Here is a 14,697-nt window from a genome sequence, read left to right on the forward strand (position 1 = left end):
TTTGCAGGCGGTTCAGTCCAGCTGGATGCCGGTGGCCTTGATCGGGCCGGCCCAGCGCTGCAGGTCGGTTTTCTGGGCAGCGGCCAGCTCGGCGGGCGTGGAGCCCACCGGTTCGTAGCCCTGTTCCAGCAGCCTGGCTTTCAGTGCAGGCGTGCGCACGGCCTTGGCGACGGCGGCGCTCAGCATGTCGCGCACCTCGGGCTTCAGTCCGGCCGGTCCGTACATGGCGAACCAGGCGGTGGCTTCCATGTCCACGCCCTGTTCCTTGAGCGTGGGCACCTCGGGCACCTGCGGATCGCGCTGGGTGCCGGTCACGCCGATGATGCGCACCTTGCCCGCGCGGTGCAGCTCGGCGGTTTCGGTCACCACGTCGAACTTGTAGTCGATGTGCCCGCCCAGCAGCGCGGTGTTGGCGGGGCCTCCGCCCTGGAACGGCACGTGCGTCAGCTCGGCGTTCGCCTTCTGGCCGAACATCACGCCCATGAAGTGCGGCAGCGTGCCCTGGCCGGGTGTGCCGTAGGTGCTCTTGCCCGGCGCCGCCTTGGCCTTGGCCAGCATCTCGGCCACGTTCTTCGCGCCCGATGCCGGACCGGCCACCACGCTGAACTGGAAATGCGCCAGCAGCGAGATCGGCGTGAAGTCCGTCACCGCGTCGTAGTCCAGCTTCTTGTAGACGTGCGGGAACAGCACCATCGGCCCGCTCGGCAGCAGCACCACGGTCTGGCCGTCGGCCGGGGCGCGCTTGACGTGGCCGAGCGCGATGCGCCCGCCTGCGCCGGGTTTGTTCTCCACGATCACCGAAGAGAAATCGTTCTTCAGCCCCTCGGCCATGAGTCGCGCCAGCAGGTCGGCCGAGCCGCCGGGCGGGAAGCCCACCACGATCTTCAACGGGGGTTTTTCGGGGGTCTGTGCCTGGGCGGGCAGCAGGGCGGCGGTCGCGGCGAGGGCCAGCGTGCTGGCCACGAGGGTGCGTCTGAACATGGTTGTCTCCGGGGTTGGGCGGTGTTTTCCCGCTGTAGAGCCGCATGCTAGGCATTCACAATCAATTGCAGAAATCAATCATTCCCGGTGTTTTCCCTGAGACTGTGACCATGCATCTTTCCGACCGGGTCAGCGATCCGCAGCGGCAGGGCGATCTGCTGCTGTACCGGCTCCACCGCATCCAGAGCACCGCCGGCCGGCTGGTGGTGCAGCTGTGCGAGAGCGAATTCGGCATCACGCGGCGCGAGTGGCGCGTGCTGTCGGTGCTGAACGAGCACGAAGGCGTGTTGTCTTCCGTGCTGGCCGAGCACGCCATGCTGGACCGTGCCCGCACCTCGCGTGCGCTCACCTCGCTGGCGGCCAAGAAACTGGTCACGCGCCAGCCCCGTCCGTCCGACCGGCGCGAGGTGCACGTGTTCCTGACCGACGAAGGCCGGCGCGTGTACGGGCAGATCCTGCCGCGCGTGATGGCGATTAACCGTGAACTGGTGTCCAGCCTCACGGCGCTGCAGCGCCAGCAACTCGACGAGGTGATCGAGGCCTTGCAGGCGCAGGCCGGCCGCATGCTGGCGGCGTCGAAAGTACCGCTGGCACCGCTGGACAGCGGCGACTGAGGTTCAGCCCTGCGTTGATTCGTAGACCAGCACCGCCGCGGCCAGGTCTTCCAGCGCCGTGCCGACCGACTTGAACACCGTGCGCTCCTGCTCGGTCTTGCGGCCGGTGGCCACGCCCTTGGACAGCGTGGTCAGCGTGCCGCGCACATCGTCGGCGCGCAACACGCCGTGCTGCATCGGCACCAGCAGGTCGCCGCTTTTCTGTAGCGCCTCGTCGGTGTCGACGAATACGCGGGCGTCCTCGAAGCAGGCGTCGTCGGCCTCGCGCATGGCGGGCGTGAAACCACCGATCAGGTCCAGGTGCGAGCCCGGTGCGAGCCAGGCGCCGCGCACCAGCGGCTCGGTGGACAGTGTCGCGCAGCTCACGATGTCGGCCTCGCCGCAGGCGGCGGCCAGGTCGGTGCTGGCAAAGGCTGGCAGACCCGCCTCGCGCACCCGCGCGGCCATGGCCTGCGCCTCGGCGGGGCGGCGCGCCCACACCGTCACGCGTTCGATCGGGCGCACCGCGCGGAAGGCGGCGGGCAGCAGCTGCGCCACGCGGCCCGCGCCCACCACCAGCAGGTGCTTGGCGTCGGCGCGCGCCAGGTAGGACGCCGCCAGCGCCGAAGCCGCCGCCGTGCGGCGTTGCGTGATCTCGTCGCCGTCCACCTGCGCCAGCGGCACACCGGTGCGCGCGTCGAACAGCAGGTAGCTGCTGTGCAGGCCGGGCAGGCCGCGTTTGGCGTTGCCGGGCGCGATGTTGACGATCTTCACGCCGTAGTACTTGCCGGGCAGCCAGGCCGGCATGATCAGCGAGGTCATGCGCCGGCTGGCGAGGTCGCCCGCGCCTTCGCCGGCCGGGCTGGTGATCTCGTGCACATGGCGGGGCGGCACTTCGCTGCCGCCCGCGAAGCGCTCGCGCAGCGTGGCGATCAGGCGGTCAAAGGGCAGGGCAGCGCGCGTGGTTCTGGAATCAAAGAATTGCATGCTGCGATGGTAGCGCCCGGCCGGGTTGCTCATCGGTGCGCCCTGCACACCGGTCAGGCGCGGGCGCCTTCCTCTTCCAGCGCGCGGCCTTCGCCGGCTTCTTCCACCGTCTGCCCGTCGCGGATGTGGTAAATGCGTTTGAAGGTCGGGATGATCTTCTCGTCGTGCGTCACCACGATGATCGCTGTTTGCGCCTGACGCGCCATCTGGTTGAGGATGCGCATCACGGCGAGCGCGCGCTCGCTGTCCAGCGGCGCGGTGGGTTCGTCGGCCAGGATCACGGGCGGTTTGTTGGCCAGCGCCCGCGCAATCGACACGCGCTGCTGCTCGCCGCCCGAGAGCTGCGAGGGCTCGGCCCTGGCGCGGTGCTGCACGTCCAGCGCCGTCAGCAGCTCCAGCGCCCGCTCGCGCGATGGTGCGTTGGGCAGACCCGCCAGCATCGGCAGCAGCGCCACGTTGTCCGTCACGTCCAGAAAGGGGATGAGGTACGGCGCCTGGAACACGAAGCCGATGCGGTCGCGCCGCAGCGCGCGCAGGTCTTTCACTTTCCAGCCGTTGTCGTAGATCACTTCGTTGCCCAGCGTCATCTTGCCGCTGGTGGGTTCGATGATCGCGCCCAGGCATTTGAGCAGCGTGCTCTTGCCCGAGCCCGAAGGCCCGACCAGGCCCACCACCTCGCCGGGTGCCACCTGCATGTTCACGTGTTTCAGCGCCTCCACGGCCGTGTCGCCGTGTCCATAGACCTTGCGCAGGCCTTCGATCAGGATGCCGCCCAGGGCTGCGGTGTGCATGGGGTTGTTCATGTTGTTCATCCGATCGCTGCGCCGGGGTCCACCTTGAGCGCCACGCGGATCGCCAGCGTGCTGGCCAGCGCGCAGATGATCAAGGTGACGATCAGGCCGGTGACCGCGTCGCCCGGCAGCAGCAGCACGTATTTGGGGAACGCCGGTCCCCACACCGTGGCCGCCACCTTGCCCACCGCAAAACCGATCAGGCCCAGGCCCAGCGCCTGTTGCAGGATCATGCCGGCGATGGTGCGGTCGCGCGTGCCGATGAGCTTGAGCACCGCGATCTCGCGCAGCTTGCCCATGGTCATGGTGTAGATGATGAAGGCCACGATGGCCGCGCTCACGATGGCCAGGATCACGAGGAACATGCCGATCTGCTTCGCCGAGTTGGCGATCAGCTTCACCACCAGGATGTCCTCCATCTGGTCACGGGTGAACACGTTCAGGTGCTTCCAGCGGCGGATCGGCCCGGCCACCTGCTCGGGGTTGAACCCCGGCGCGACCTGCACCAGCACCGCGTTCACATTGCGGCTGCTGGTCTGCAGGGCCTGCACCGCCTCCAGCAGGCCGGGGCTGCCCGGGCGGTTGAAGGCCGGGTTGGCGGCGGTGCGCGCGCGGTCGTTGACGATGGCGTCGTTGTCCTTCAGGAACTGGGTTTCCTGCGCATCCTTCATCGGCACGAACAGCATCGGGTCGCCGCCCGACGACACCATGCGCCGCGTCAACCCCACCACGGTGTAGTCGTGGCGGCGGATGCGCACCGTCTCGCCCAGCGCAAAGCCGGTCTTCACATCGGCCACGGCCTCGTAGTGGCTGCGCGTGATGTGACGGCCCGCCACCAGGTAGCCCGGCGCGCCGGGCATGCCCGGTTCCATGCCCACCACCATCACCCGCTGGTCCCGCCCGCCTTTCTGCACCTGCATGGTCAGGTAGGCCACGTTGGCCGCCGCGGCCACGCCCGGCATGCCGCGCACGCTGCGCACCACGTCGTCCTTGATGCTCGACGATTCGGCGTAGGGTCCCTGCGTGTCTTTCTGCACCACCCACAGGTCGGCGCGGCTGTTGGCGAGCAGCGCGTGCGCGTCGTCCACCATGCCGCGGTACACACCGGCCATCGTCAGCGTCACGCCAATCAGCAGCCCCAGGCCCAGCCCGGTCAGCACGTACTTGCTCCAGCCGTGCAGGATGTCGCGACCCGCCAGGCTGATCACTTTTTGGCTCCCGCGGGCAGCAGCTGCTCCACCACCGCGATGCGTGCGTTGGCTTTCAGCGCGGTCTGGCTGTACCGCACCACCGTGTCGCCTTCATCGAGGCCGGTGATTACCTGCACCGTGCCGTCCAGGCCCTGCACGCCCAGCGTCACCGGCGCGAAGGCCAGCTCACCGTTCATCAGCCGCCACACGCCGGTCTGGCCCTCGTGCTGCACCACCGCCGCGTTCGGCAGCAGCAGGCTCTCGGCCGTGGCCGGCAACTGCAAAGTCACCTCGGCCATCTCGCCCACCGACACGCCTGCGGGCAGCGCATCAAACGCCACCATCGCCAGCCGCTCCTCGGTCACGCTGTCGGCCAGCGGCTCCACGCGCACCACCTTGCCGGCCAGTGCTTCGCCGGGACGCGAACGCAGCGTGATGCGCGCCGCCAGACCCGGCGCCAGCCCGGCGGACCGGCCCTGGTCCACGCGCAGCTTCACCCACAGGCTGGCCGGGTCCATCAGCCGCAGCACCGCCTGGCCCGCCACCACCGTGGTGCCGGCTTCGGCGTCGCGCGCGGTCACCACCGCCGCGGCGGGCGCCACCAGCTTGAGGTTGCCGCGCTGCTGCGCCAGCGCCGCACGTTCGGCGCGCAAGCGGGTGATGTCTTGTGCGCTGCCGCCCAGGTTGGCCTGCGCCGCCGCCACGCCCGCGTTGGCCGAGGCCATCTCTTGCGAGCGCGCTTCCAGCGCCCCGGCGCTGATGAAGTTCTGACGCGCCAGGTCTTCGTTGCGTTTCAGGTTCGCCGCCGCCAGCGCGCGCCGCGCCTGCGCGTCGCTCACCTGCGCGCCCGCCGCCTGCTGCGTGCTCTGCGCGCGGGCGAGTGAGGCGTCCAGTGCCGCCAGCCGCTGGTCCAGGTCCACCGGGTCCATCTCGGCCAGGGACTGGCCCGGTTGCACCGTCTGGCCCACGTCCACCTGCACGCTCCGCACGCGCCCGGCCACCGTCGGCCCGACCATCCAGCTGCGCTGCGCCTCCACCTGGCCAATGCCGAAGATGGCCGTGCTCACGCTGCCTTTTTTCACCTCGGTCACCTGCACCTTGGTGGGTGCCAGCGGCCCGGTGCGCAGCGCCACCCAGGCCAGCGCCGCCAGCAGCATCACGGCCAGACCGCCCAGCAGCAGCCGGCGCGAGAGTTGGGGGTTCATCTTCATGCGGTGGTCTCCTGGGTGCGCCGGGCCCGGGTGGGCGGCGCGGCAATGGCTTGTTGAAAAAGTTTGAACACGGCCGGCGCCAAAGTGTGCATCGCGCCCACCTGGCCACTCAGCAGCGACTGCATCACCAGCCCCTGCACCGAGCCGATGAACAGCACCGCCGCCGCCTGCAGGTCGGTGCCCGGCGCCAGCAGCCGCGCCGTCTGCGCCCGCTGCAGCAGGCCGGTGAGCAGCGTGCGGTAGGCCTGCATCAGCCCGCGCACGCGCGCCTTGAGCGGCGTGTCCTCGGGGTGCTGCAACTCCTGAAAAATCACCCGTGGCACGCCCGGCTGCTCGACCACGAAATCCACGTGCGCCATGAACACCGCGCGCAGCGCCGCCAGCGGCTGCGTCTGCGTGGCGGCCGCCGCGTGCAGGCGGGCCAGCAGGTCCTGGTGCGCGAAGTCGATCACCGCCAGCCAGATCGCTTCCTTGCTCTCGAAATGGCGGAACACCGCACCCTGCGTGATGCCCACCGCCTGCGCCAGCGCAGCGGTGGTCACCTCGGCCGGGCTGCGCTCGGCGGCCAGCGCCAGCGCAGCGGCCACCAGTTCGGCCTGGCGGGTGTGGGTGGATTGTTTGGTGGGCATGGGCAATTAATGTAATTGAGTGATTACTTATATTCAAGCGAAGAATCCGACGCTGCCGGCGTCTACCATCCGGGCCATGCCGCACCACAACCCCACCTCCGGGAACCCCTCCCTCCGCGGTGGCCTGCTCGCCTTGCTGGCCGCTGCCCTGTTTGGCCTGAGCACGCCGCTGGTGCAGCGTTTCGGCCAGGGCCTCGGTCCGTTCAGCACCGCCGCGCTGCTCTACGCCGGCGCGGCGCTGGTGGCCCTGTTCCAGCGCCGCGCCGCGGCATCCGAAGCGCCGCTGCGCCGCAGCGACGCACCGCGCCTGCTGGCCATGGTGGCGGCGGGCGCGGTGGTCGGCCCGGTGGCGCTGGCCTGGGGCCTGCAGCGCACCAGCGGTGCCAGCGCCTCGCTGCTGCTCACGCTCGAAGCCGTGTTCACGGCCGTGCTGGCCTGGCGCTGGTATGGCGAGGTGCTGGACGGGCGGGTCAAGACCGCCGTGGCGCTGCTGCTGGCCGGTGGCGCCCTGCTGGTGATCGACCAGGGCCTCTCGGGCCAGGTGCAGCTGCTCGGCCTGCTCGCCGTGGCCGTGGCCACCGTCGCCTGGGGCGTGGACAACACGCTCTCGCGCGGTGTGGCCGAGCGCGACCCCGGGCAGGTCGTGCTCGCGAAGACCGCGCTGGGCGCCAGCGTCACCGGCGCGCTGGCGCTGGCCTGGGGCGAATCGCTGCCCACGCTGTGGGCCACGTTGGCGCTGCTGGCCGTGGGCGCCACCGGCTACGGGCTCAGCCTGCGTTTCTACCTGCTCGCGCAGCGCCGCTTTGGCGCCGCGCGCACCGGCTCGGTGTTCGCGTTTGCGCCCTTCGTGGGCGCCCTCGGTGCCTTTGCCCTGGGCGAGCGCTCGGGCAGCGCGCTCATGTTGCTGGGCGGTCTGCTCATGGCCGTCGGCATCGTGCTGCACCTGGCCGAAAACCACGCCCACGAACACCGCCATGAGGTGCTCGACCACGAACACGCCCACACCCACGACGACGGCCACCACCTGCACAGCCACAGTCCCATGCCGGCCGGCCCGCACAGCCACGCGCACCACCACGGCTCGCTGCAGCACAGCCACCCGCACGCGCCCGACGTGCACCACCGGCACCCGCACTGAGCGGGCCGCCGCTCAGCGCCGCCGCAGTGCCAGCCCCAGCAAGGCCAGGCCGCTGAACGCGGCCCCCGCGTAGAAGGTGAACGACGCTCCCAGCTGGTCCCACAGCAGGCCGGCGATGGCGCTGGACAGCAGGAGGGCCACACCGCTGACCAGGTTGAAGAAACCGTAGGCCGTGCCGCGCAGATCGGCCGGCGCCGTGTCGGCCACCATGGTCGCCAGCAGGCCCTGCGTCATGCCCATGTGCACACCCCACAAGGCCACGCCGGCCAGCACCGTGACCCAGTGGGCGTTGACCGCCAGCACCAGATCGGCCGCGATCAGCACCACCAGGCCCAGCGCCAGCAACGTGCGGTGGTCCATGCTGTCCGACAGGCGGCCAAAGGGGTAGGCCGACGCCGCGTACACCAGGTTCATCGCCACCATCACCAGTGGGACCAGGGCCAGCGGCACCCCGCTCTGCTCGGCGCGCAGCACCAGAAACGCTTCGCTGAAGCGCGCCAGCGTGAACACCGCGCCCAGGCCCACCACCCACCAGTAGGCGCCGCCCAGGCGGCGCAGGTTCTCGCGCCGGATCGGGTTGCTGCGCCGTTCACCCGCGGGCCGTTCGGGTTCGCGCACGCCCGCCATCAGCAGCGCCACCGCCAGCAGCCCCGGCACCACCGCCACCCAGAACACCGCCCGGAAGTCGTTGGCCCAGAGCAGCATCAGGCCCACCGCCAGCAGCGGGCCGAGAAATGCGCCCACCGTGTCGAGCGACTGCCGCAGGCCGAAGGCCGCGCCGCGCATGTCGGGTGGCGCGATGTCGGCCACCAGCGCATCGCGCGGCGCACCGCGCACGCCCTTGCCCACGCGGTCGAGCAGGCGCGCCGTCAGCACGGTGCCGATGCCCGGCGCCAGCGCGAACAGCGGCTTGGTCAGCGCGCCCAGGGCGTAGCCGAACACCGCCAGCCACTTGCGTTTCCCCCACCAGTCGCTCAGCACACCCGAGAACACCTTGACGATCAGTGCGGTCGCCTCGGCCAGCCCCTCGACCAGCCCGACCACCAGGGCGCTCGCGCCCAGTGTGCCCACCATGAACAGCGGCAGCAGGCTGTGCACCATCTCGGACGAAATGTCCATCAGCAGGCTCACGAAGCCCAGCACCCAGATGGCGGTGGGCAGACGGGGTGCGGAAACAAGGGGCTTGTTCATGGCAAATGGGATCGGACGGTCTGTTGGCACGGGGCAGGAACGCAAGCACGTCCTTCACCGCCAAGATCATGCCAGCGGTATCCCCGGTCGGGTGGGCCCGCCAGCGGACGATCCTGCGGCCTGAAAAGCCGGACCCCCAAACCTTGGTCGACGGCCTTATGCAAGTGCCCACGACAGCATCGAAGCCGAAGCCGCCGACGACCAGCTGAGACGGAATCAGCGCAGTTGCTGCGGCAGATGGCCAGGTGGTCCGTGGCCCGTTGAGGGAAGCATCTCCGCGCCCGCCGCCTGGGTATGTGAGCGCGGGCTCACACGGTGCGGCTCATGCGGGCACAATGTCGCCTTCGTTCATGACGGCATGGCCGGCGCACACACTTGCGCTGGCGGTGCCGGTCCTTGCTGACAGCCCCGGCACAGCGCGCTTTTCCTGGCGCCGCTGCCACCCCCTGAAGCGCCCTGCATGGGCCCGGCGGGCCGGGATTCACCGTTACATCGGACCGGGCCGCCGCCGTCTTCTGGCTTGATTCCCCGGCTGCGCCGGTACCCGCATCGCCCAGGCTCGCACCTGAGCGGCGGAGTACCTTTTTTTTCCTGCGCAGCCGAGCGGGACGACCTTTTCCTGGAGGAGGCATCTCATGCAACTCATCGTGTCGGCCGGTTTGATCCTGGCCATGGTTCTGTGGGGCGTTGTCGCCCCGGCTTCACTGGGCGTGGTCTTCGACACCGCGCTGGCGAGCATCACGCGCAACTTCGGCTGGTTCTACCTGTGGGTGGTGCTGGGCCTGGTGGTGATGGCGCTGATCCTGGCGGTCAGCCGCTATGGCGACCTCAAGCTCGGCGGCGAGGACGACGAGCCGGAGTTTTCCATCGGGGCCTGGTTCGCCATGCTGTTTGCCGCGGGCATGGGCATTGGCCTGGTGTTCTGGGGCGTGGCCGAGCCGATCTCGCACTACGGCGCGCCGTCCCCGGGCATTGCCGCCCACACGCCGGAGGCCGCCAACGCGGCCATGCGCTACAGCTTTTTCCACTGGGGGCTGCACCCCTGGGCGGTGTACAGCATCGTGGCGCTGGCGATTGCGTTCTTCCAGTTCCGCCGGGGCGGCTCGGCGCTGGTGAGCACGGCGGTGGAGGCCCTGCCCTGGGCCCCGATGAAGAAGCTGGGCCCGGTGGTGAACGTGCTGGCGGTGATCGCCACGGCCTTTGGCGTGGCGGCGTCGCTGGGCATGGGGGCGCTGCAGATCAACAGCGGTCTGGCCTCGGTGATGGGGCTGCCGGTGAACAGCACCTCGCAGGTGGCGATCATCCTGGTGACGACGGTGCTGTTCCTGACCTCGGCCGTGACCGGGGTGACCAGGGGCATCAAGTGGCTCTCGACCTTCAACCTGATCGTGGCGGGCCTGCTCGCGCTGGCGGTGTTTCTGGTCGGGCCGACGGTGGCGATCATCGACACGTTCACCAACACGCTGGGCAGCTACCTGAGCGACTTCGTGCGCATGAGCCTGCGCATGACGCCCTTCCGGGACAGCGGCTGGGTGGGCGGCTGGACGGTGTTTTACTGGGCCTGGTGGGTGAGCTGGTCGCCGTTCGTGGGCCTGTTCATCGCGCGCGTCTCGCGCGGCCGGACCATCCGCGAGTTCCTGCTGGGCACGGTGCTGGCGCCCACGCTGGCGGCGTTCGTGTGGTTCTCGGTGTTCGGCGGCACGGCGCTGCACCTGCAGATCATGCAGGGACTGCCGATCGCCGAGGCGGTGAGCGCCGATGTGTCCACCGGCCTGTTCGCCATGTTCGACCACCTGCCCATGGGCGGGCTGATGAGCGGCGTGGCCACGGTGCTGGTGCTGGTGTTCTTCGTGACCTCGGGCGACTCGGCCACGCTGGTGCTGGGCATGATGAGCACGGGTGGCCATGAAAACCCCGGTGCGCGGGTGAAGATCGTCTGGGGTCTGCTGGTCTCGGGCATTGCCATCAGCCTGCTGCTGGCCGGCGGCGTGAAGGCGGTGCAGACGGCGACGATCGTGTTTGCGCTGCCGTTCACGCTGGTGATCCTGCTCATGGCACTGGCGCTGTGGCGCGGCGTGCGCGAGGACTGGAACGAGGAGCAGCGGCGCGACCGGGTGATGCGCCGGCGCATGCGCGACATGGTGGACCACGCGCCCGCCCCTGAGCGCGGCGTCCAGCACACATGACGATCGAACTGCTGCTGGCGCTGGGCAAGAGCTTTCTCTTCGTCTTCGCGGCACTGCTGCCGATCCTGAACCCGGCGGCCACAGCGCCGATTTTTCTCGGGCTCACCGAGGGTGCGTCGGCCAGCACCCGGGCACTGCTGGCGCGGCGCATCGCGCGCAACATGTTCGGGTTGATGCTGGGCTCGATGCTGGTGGGTTCGTATGTGCTGAGCTTCTTCGGCATTTCGCTGCCGATCGTGCGGGTGGGCGGCGGCCTGATCCTGGCGGCCACGGCCTGGCGCCTGCTCACCGCCACCCAAGCCACGGTGGACAGCCGCACCGAGCTGGCCGAGTCGTTCACCCCCGAGATGGCGCGGCGGCAGGCGTTCTACCCGCTCACCTTCCCGATCAGCTGCGGGCCGGGTTCGATCGCGGCGGCCATCACGGTGGGCGTGTCGTTGCAGGACGACCGGGCGCTGCTCTCGCTCGTGCGCATGGGCGGCGGCGTGCTGGCGCTGCTGGCGGTGGGCGTGTTGCTGTACCTGGCGTTCCGCTATGCGCAGCGCCTGCTGCGGCCGCTGGGCGAAGCCGGCACGGTGATCTTTCTGCGCCTGTCGGCATTCATCCTGCTGTGCCTGGGGGTGCAGATCGTGTGGGATGGGGCGAGCGAGCTGCTGCTGGGGCTGATGCGCCAGGCCGCAGCGATCTGACGCCCGCCCCTCGCGGGACGTGCTGGGTGGGCGACGGTCGGCGAGGCTGAGGCTTTGCATCCACCCTGATCCTGGCCGGACCAACACCGCTGAACAAGCAGTTCGCGGTGCTGTACCGAATTGGCCGGGCTCAACTCGGGCAAAAGCCGGCCGATAGAAGCAAGTACAAGGATCTGGGCATGGCCATGCCGTCATTTTTTTTGCTCTCTCCCTATGGCACTTCACGAAATCATTTACGTCAGTCTCGCCACGCACGAGATGAAGCAGGCGGAGCTGCTGGCTTTGCTGGACCAGGCGCGCGCACACAACGAGGCACACGGCATCACCGGGCTGCTGATGTACCACCGGCAGGAATTCCTGCAGTTGCTGGAAGGCGAGCGCGACGAGGTGGAGGCGCTGTACGCCACCATCTGCCGCGATCCGCGGCACCAGCAGGTGTACGCGATGTGGGAAGGGCCGGTGCAGACGCTCAGCTTCGATCACTGGGCGATGGGCTTTGTTTCGCCCGATGAAGCGGCGCTGCGTGATCGCCCTGGCTATGAAGGTGTGCTGAGCGATGGTCTGGTCAACGCGGGCAAGGGCTCCAACGGCAAGAAAATCCTGCTGCAACTGCGCGATGATTTTTTGCGCCCGGTGTGACAGGCTTTTTGTTTCCCGCCGCAGCGCAGCGCCCTGCTTCGGCTTTTGAATTGCCGCGTGCTCGCCGTTGTGGTGCTGTTGGTCCCGCGGCACACCGGGGTGCTCTGCCGCAGTTGCTGACCGGCTGAGGCGAGAACGCGGCTGGCTGCGGTCAAAACGGGCGTGAGGCACCAATCGCCCGCGGGCATCTGTGTTCAGGAATACACACTTTGTGCCGCGGTGGCGACCATATCCCTGAGCTTTTGAGCTTTGTCAACCCGATGAGGGCGTGCGCCGTATGGAATGCGCCTTCGTGCCCGGCGCATGGCTGGCGTCGGGTGCGCCCGGCCGTGCTGGCCGTGGCGGGTCGATGGACAGGATGTCGAAGGGTTCGTTTTGGGCAACGGTGCGCGTTTTCGTTTTCTGCTGGTCCTCGTGCTGTTGTTCAGCGTGGTGGCGGTGGCGGTGCTGTGGGGGCAGGGTCTGCGCTCGCAGGCGGCGCTGCGCGAGCAGGTGTTGCAACAGTCCGAGCAACGCAGCCTGCACCTGGCCGATGCGATGGCGGGGCAGGTGGGCAGCGTGTTCAGCGCCATGGACCTGGTCCTGCACGACCTGCGGCAGCGCTGGGTCGAGGCGCCCGAGCGGTTTTCGCCCGTGGCCGATGACCACCTGAAGGCGCTGCCCGCGGGCTTCGTGTCGCACGTTCTGGTGGTCAATGCGCAGGGCCACCTAGTGTTCAACAGCCTGGGCAAGGGGGAAGGCCTGTTCATCGGGGACCGCGCGTTTTTCCGGGATATCAGCAACGGGGTCGATCGCATGGTCATCGGGGCGCCGGTGTTCGGGCGGGTGACCGAGCGCTGGCAGTTCGCGGTGGGGCGGCCGATCCAGCACGAGGGGCGGTTCGTGGGGGCGGTCTATCTGATGGTGCCCACGGATGTGTTGGCGCAGCGGCTGGCGGCGCTGCACCTGTCGGCGCTGGATGTGGTGGCGCTGGTGCAGGGCGATGGCACCTACCTGGCACGCAGCCGCGACAACGGGGTGGCCATGGGTCGACGGGTTGAGGTCTCCCGGCCTTTCATGGCCGACGCGTCCTTGGGCAAGGGGACGTATCGCGCGGTCGGCTCGCTGGACCAGGTGTCGCGAACCTATGGCTGGTTCCGGTTGCCAGGGGGCAGCTCCGTGGTGCTGGTGGGGCTGGCGGACGATTCGGTGCTCGGGCCGCTGGAGCCGACGCTGCACCGTGGCCAGTTGTTCACCGCCCTGGTGTCCTTGCTGCTGCTGGCGGGGGGCGCCACCATCGCCGGTCTGCTCTGGTCCGTGGAGCGCGGGCGCCAGGCCGTGGGCGCCAGCGAGGTTCGCCTGAAAGAGGCGCAGCACATGGCCCGGATGGGCAACTGGGACCTCGACATCGCTTCCGGTCGCCTGCTCTGGTCGGACGAGGTGTTCCGGATCTTTGAACTCAGCCCCGGCGAAGGCAGCCCCACGCTCGACAGCTTTCTGCAGATGGTGCACCCGGAGGATCGCGAGCGGGTGCGGGCCGCGTTCGGGGAAGTCCGCAAGGCCCGCCAGACCTACCAGCTGGAACACCGATTGCTGCTGCCCGGCGGTGCCGTCAAACACGTGCGGGAAATGGCCATCAACGCGTTCGATGGTGACCGCCTGGTGCACAGCAAGGGCACCATCCAGGACATCACCGAAACGCGGCGGGCCGAGCTGGCGCTGCAGCAGCTCAACGAGGAGCTGGAGAAACGGGTGAGCGAGCGCACGCGCGAGATGGCGGTGCTCAACCGGGAGCTCGACACCTTTTCCTACAGCGTGTCCCACGATCTTCGAACCCCGTTGCGCGCCATCGACGGCTTTGCCAGCCTGCTGGCCGAGGAATCGGAGCGCCTGTCGGTCGAAGGGCGGGTGTTTCTGCACAAGATCCAGGAGTCGACGCGGCGCATGGGCGAGCTCATCACCGACCTGCTGTCCCTGGCGCACCACGGGCGCGCGCCGGTGCGCCACGAGAAGGTGAACCTCAGCGAGCTGGCGCGCGGGCTCGCTGCGGAACTGGAGCGGGGGGGAAGCACGCGCCAGATCGAATGGGCGATCGAAGACGATCTGCTGGTCGAGGCCGATCCCACGCTCATGCGCGTGGTGTTGCAGAACCTGCTGGGCAACGCCTGCAAGTACACCGGGCGCGAACCGCGGGCGCGCATCTCCCTCTCGCGGTCGGGCGTCGCCGATGGCTTGCAGACCTTCTGCGTGCGCGACAACGGCGCGGGTTTCGACATGGCCTACGCCAGCCAGCTGTTCCAGCCGTTCAAGCGCCTGCATGGCCAGAACGAGTTCGAAGGCACGGGCGTGGGTCTGGCGACGGTGCAGCGCGTGGTGCAGCGCCACGGCGGCAAGGTGAGCGCCGAGGGTGTGGTGGGGCAGGGCGCGGCGTTCTATTTCAGCCTGCCCAAGGAGGCGCCGGAGGCCGCGCCCCAGTCCACCTGGTGATGGCGT

General features: G+C 69.2%; 13 protein-coding genes. 6 read left to right on the forward strand and 7 right to left on the reverse strand.

The genetic code is table 11. The features are described 5' to 3' along the window. Positions 1–12: 12 nt before the first annotated feature. Complete coding sequence (locus tag ACN5W5_RS21385) at positions 13–981, reverse strand: Bug family tripartite tricarboxylate transporter substrate binding protein (protein ID WP_420050458.1); 969 nt, start codon at positions 979–981, stop codon at positions 13–15. A gap of 110 nt (positions 982–1,091) precedes the next feature. Between ACN5W5_RS21385 and ACN5W5_RS21390 the strand changes: the two genes are divergently transcribed. Beyond that, entirely contained in the window at positions 1,092–1,595 is a 504-nt protein-coding gene (locus tag ACN5W5_RS21390; protein WP_420050459.1) for a MarR family winged helix-turn-helix transcriptional regulator, read from the forward strand. A gap of 3 nt (positions 1,596–1,598) precedes the next feature. Here ACN5W5_RS21390 and ACN5W5_RS21395 read toward each other — a convergent pair whose 3' ends face one another. The 5 genes from ACN5W5_RS21395 to ACN5W5_RS21415 are packed head-to-tail and all read right to left on the reverse strand — an operon-like array spanning position 1,599 to position 6,382. Then, the gene (locus ACN5W5_RS21395; protein ID WP_420050460.1) at positions 1,599–2,561 is read right to left on the reverse strand and encodes an ornithine cyclodeaminase family protein; all 963 of its coding nucleotides are present in this window, start codon (positions 2,559–2,561) and stop codon (positions 1,599–1,601) included. A 53-nt stretch (positions 2,562–2,614) separates the two neighbouring features. Next, on the reverse strand, positions 2,615–3,364 hold the full coding sequence (locus ACN5W5_RS21400; protein ID WP_420050461.1) for an ABC transporter ATP-binding protein: 750 nt from the start codon (positions 3,362–3,364) through the stop codon (positions 2,615–2,617). A gap of 5 nt (positions 3,365–3,369) precedes the next feature. Beyond that, complete coding sequence (locus ACN5W5_RS21405) at positions 3,370–4,560, reverse strand: ABC transporter permease (RefSeq protein WP_420050462.1); 1,191 nt, start codon at positions 4,558–4,560, stop codon at positions 3,370–3,372. After that, positions 4,557–5,753, reverse strand: coding sequence for an efflux RND transporter periplasmic adaptor subunit (locus ACN5W5_RS21410; RefSeq protein WP_420050463.1), 1,197 nt, complete (start codon positions 5,751–5,753; stop codon positions 4,557–4,559). The genes ACN5W5_RS21405 and ACN5W5_RS21410 overlap by 4 nt, the downstream gene beginning before the upstream one ends. Further along, the gene (locus ACN5W5_RS21415; protein ID WP_420050464.1) at positions 5,750–6,382 is read right to left on the reverse strand and encodes a TetR/AcrR family transcriptional regulator; all 633 of its coding nucleotides are present in this window, start codon (positions 6,380–6,382) and stop codon (positions 5,750–5,752) included. The genes ACN5W5_RS21410 and ACN5W5_RS21415 overlap by 4 nt, the downstream gene beginning before the upstream one ends. A 76-nt stretch (positions 6,383–6,458) precedes the next feature. On the opposite strand from ACN5W5_RS21415, the gene ACN5W5_RS21420 reads away from it, so the two are divergent. Next, a complete protein-coding gene (locus tag ACN5W5_RS21420; protein ID WP_420050465.1) occupies positions 6,459–7,520 on the forward strand; it encodes a DMT family transporter in 1,062 nt (353 codons plus the stop codon). Positions 7,521–7,532: 12 nt separating this feature from the next. Here the strand turns inward: ACN5W5_RS21420 and ACN5W5_RS21425 are convergent, their stop codons facing one another. Then, positions 7,533–8,711: an MFS transporter gene (locus tag ACN5W5_RS21425; RefSeq protein WP_420050466.1), complete on the reverse strand. Its 1,179-nt coding sequence runs from the start codon at positions 8,709–8,711 to the stop codon at positions 7,533–7,535. 635 nt (positions 8,712–9,346) lie between these two features. Here ACN5W5_RS21425 and ACN5W5_RS21430 point away from each other — a divergent pair. The 4 genes from ACN5W5_RS21430 (at position 9,347) to ACN5W5_RS21445 (ending at position 14,691) form a co-directional block, all read left to right on the forward strand. After that, positions 9,347–10,897, forward strand: a complete 1,551-nt coding sequence (locus ACN5W5_RS21430; RefSeq protein ID WP_420050467.1) for a BCCT family transporter — start codon at positions 9,347–9,349, stop codon at positions 10,895–10,897. Continuing rightward, on the forward strand, positions 10,894–11,586 hold the full coding sequence (locus ACN5W5_RS21435; protein ID WP_420050468.1) for a MarC family protein: 693 nt from the start codon (positions 10,894–10,896) through the stop codon (positions 11,584–11,586). The genes ACN5W5_RS21430 and ACN5W5_RS21435 overlap by 4 nt, the downstream gene beginning before the upstream one ends. 213 nt (positions 11,587–11,799) lie before the next feature. Further along, complete coding sequence (locus tag ACN5W5_RS21440) at positions 11,800–12,225, forward strand: BLUF domain-containing protein (protein ID WP_420050469.1); 426 nt, start codon at positions 11,800–11,802, stop codon at positions 12,223–12,225. Between the two features lie 414 nt (positions 12,226–12,639). Beyond that, complete coding sequence (locus tag ACN5W5_RS21445) at positions 12,640–14,691, forward strand: ATP-binding protein (protein WP_420050470.1); 2,052 nt, start codon at positions 12,640–12,642, stop codon at positions 14,689–14,691. Positions 14,692–14,697: the final 6 nt, after the last annotated feature.

Origin of the sequence: Hydrogenophaga sp. ZJX-1 (genome assembly GCF_048590325.1) — a bacterium.
GTDB lineage: Bacteria > Pseudomonadota > Gammaproteobacteria > Burkholderiales > Burkholderiaceae_C > Hydrogenophaga.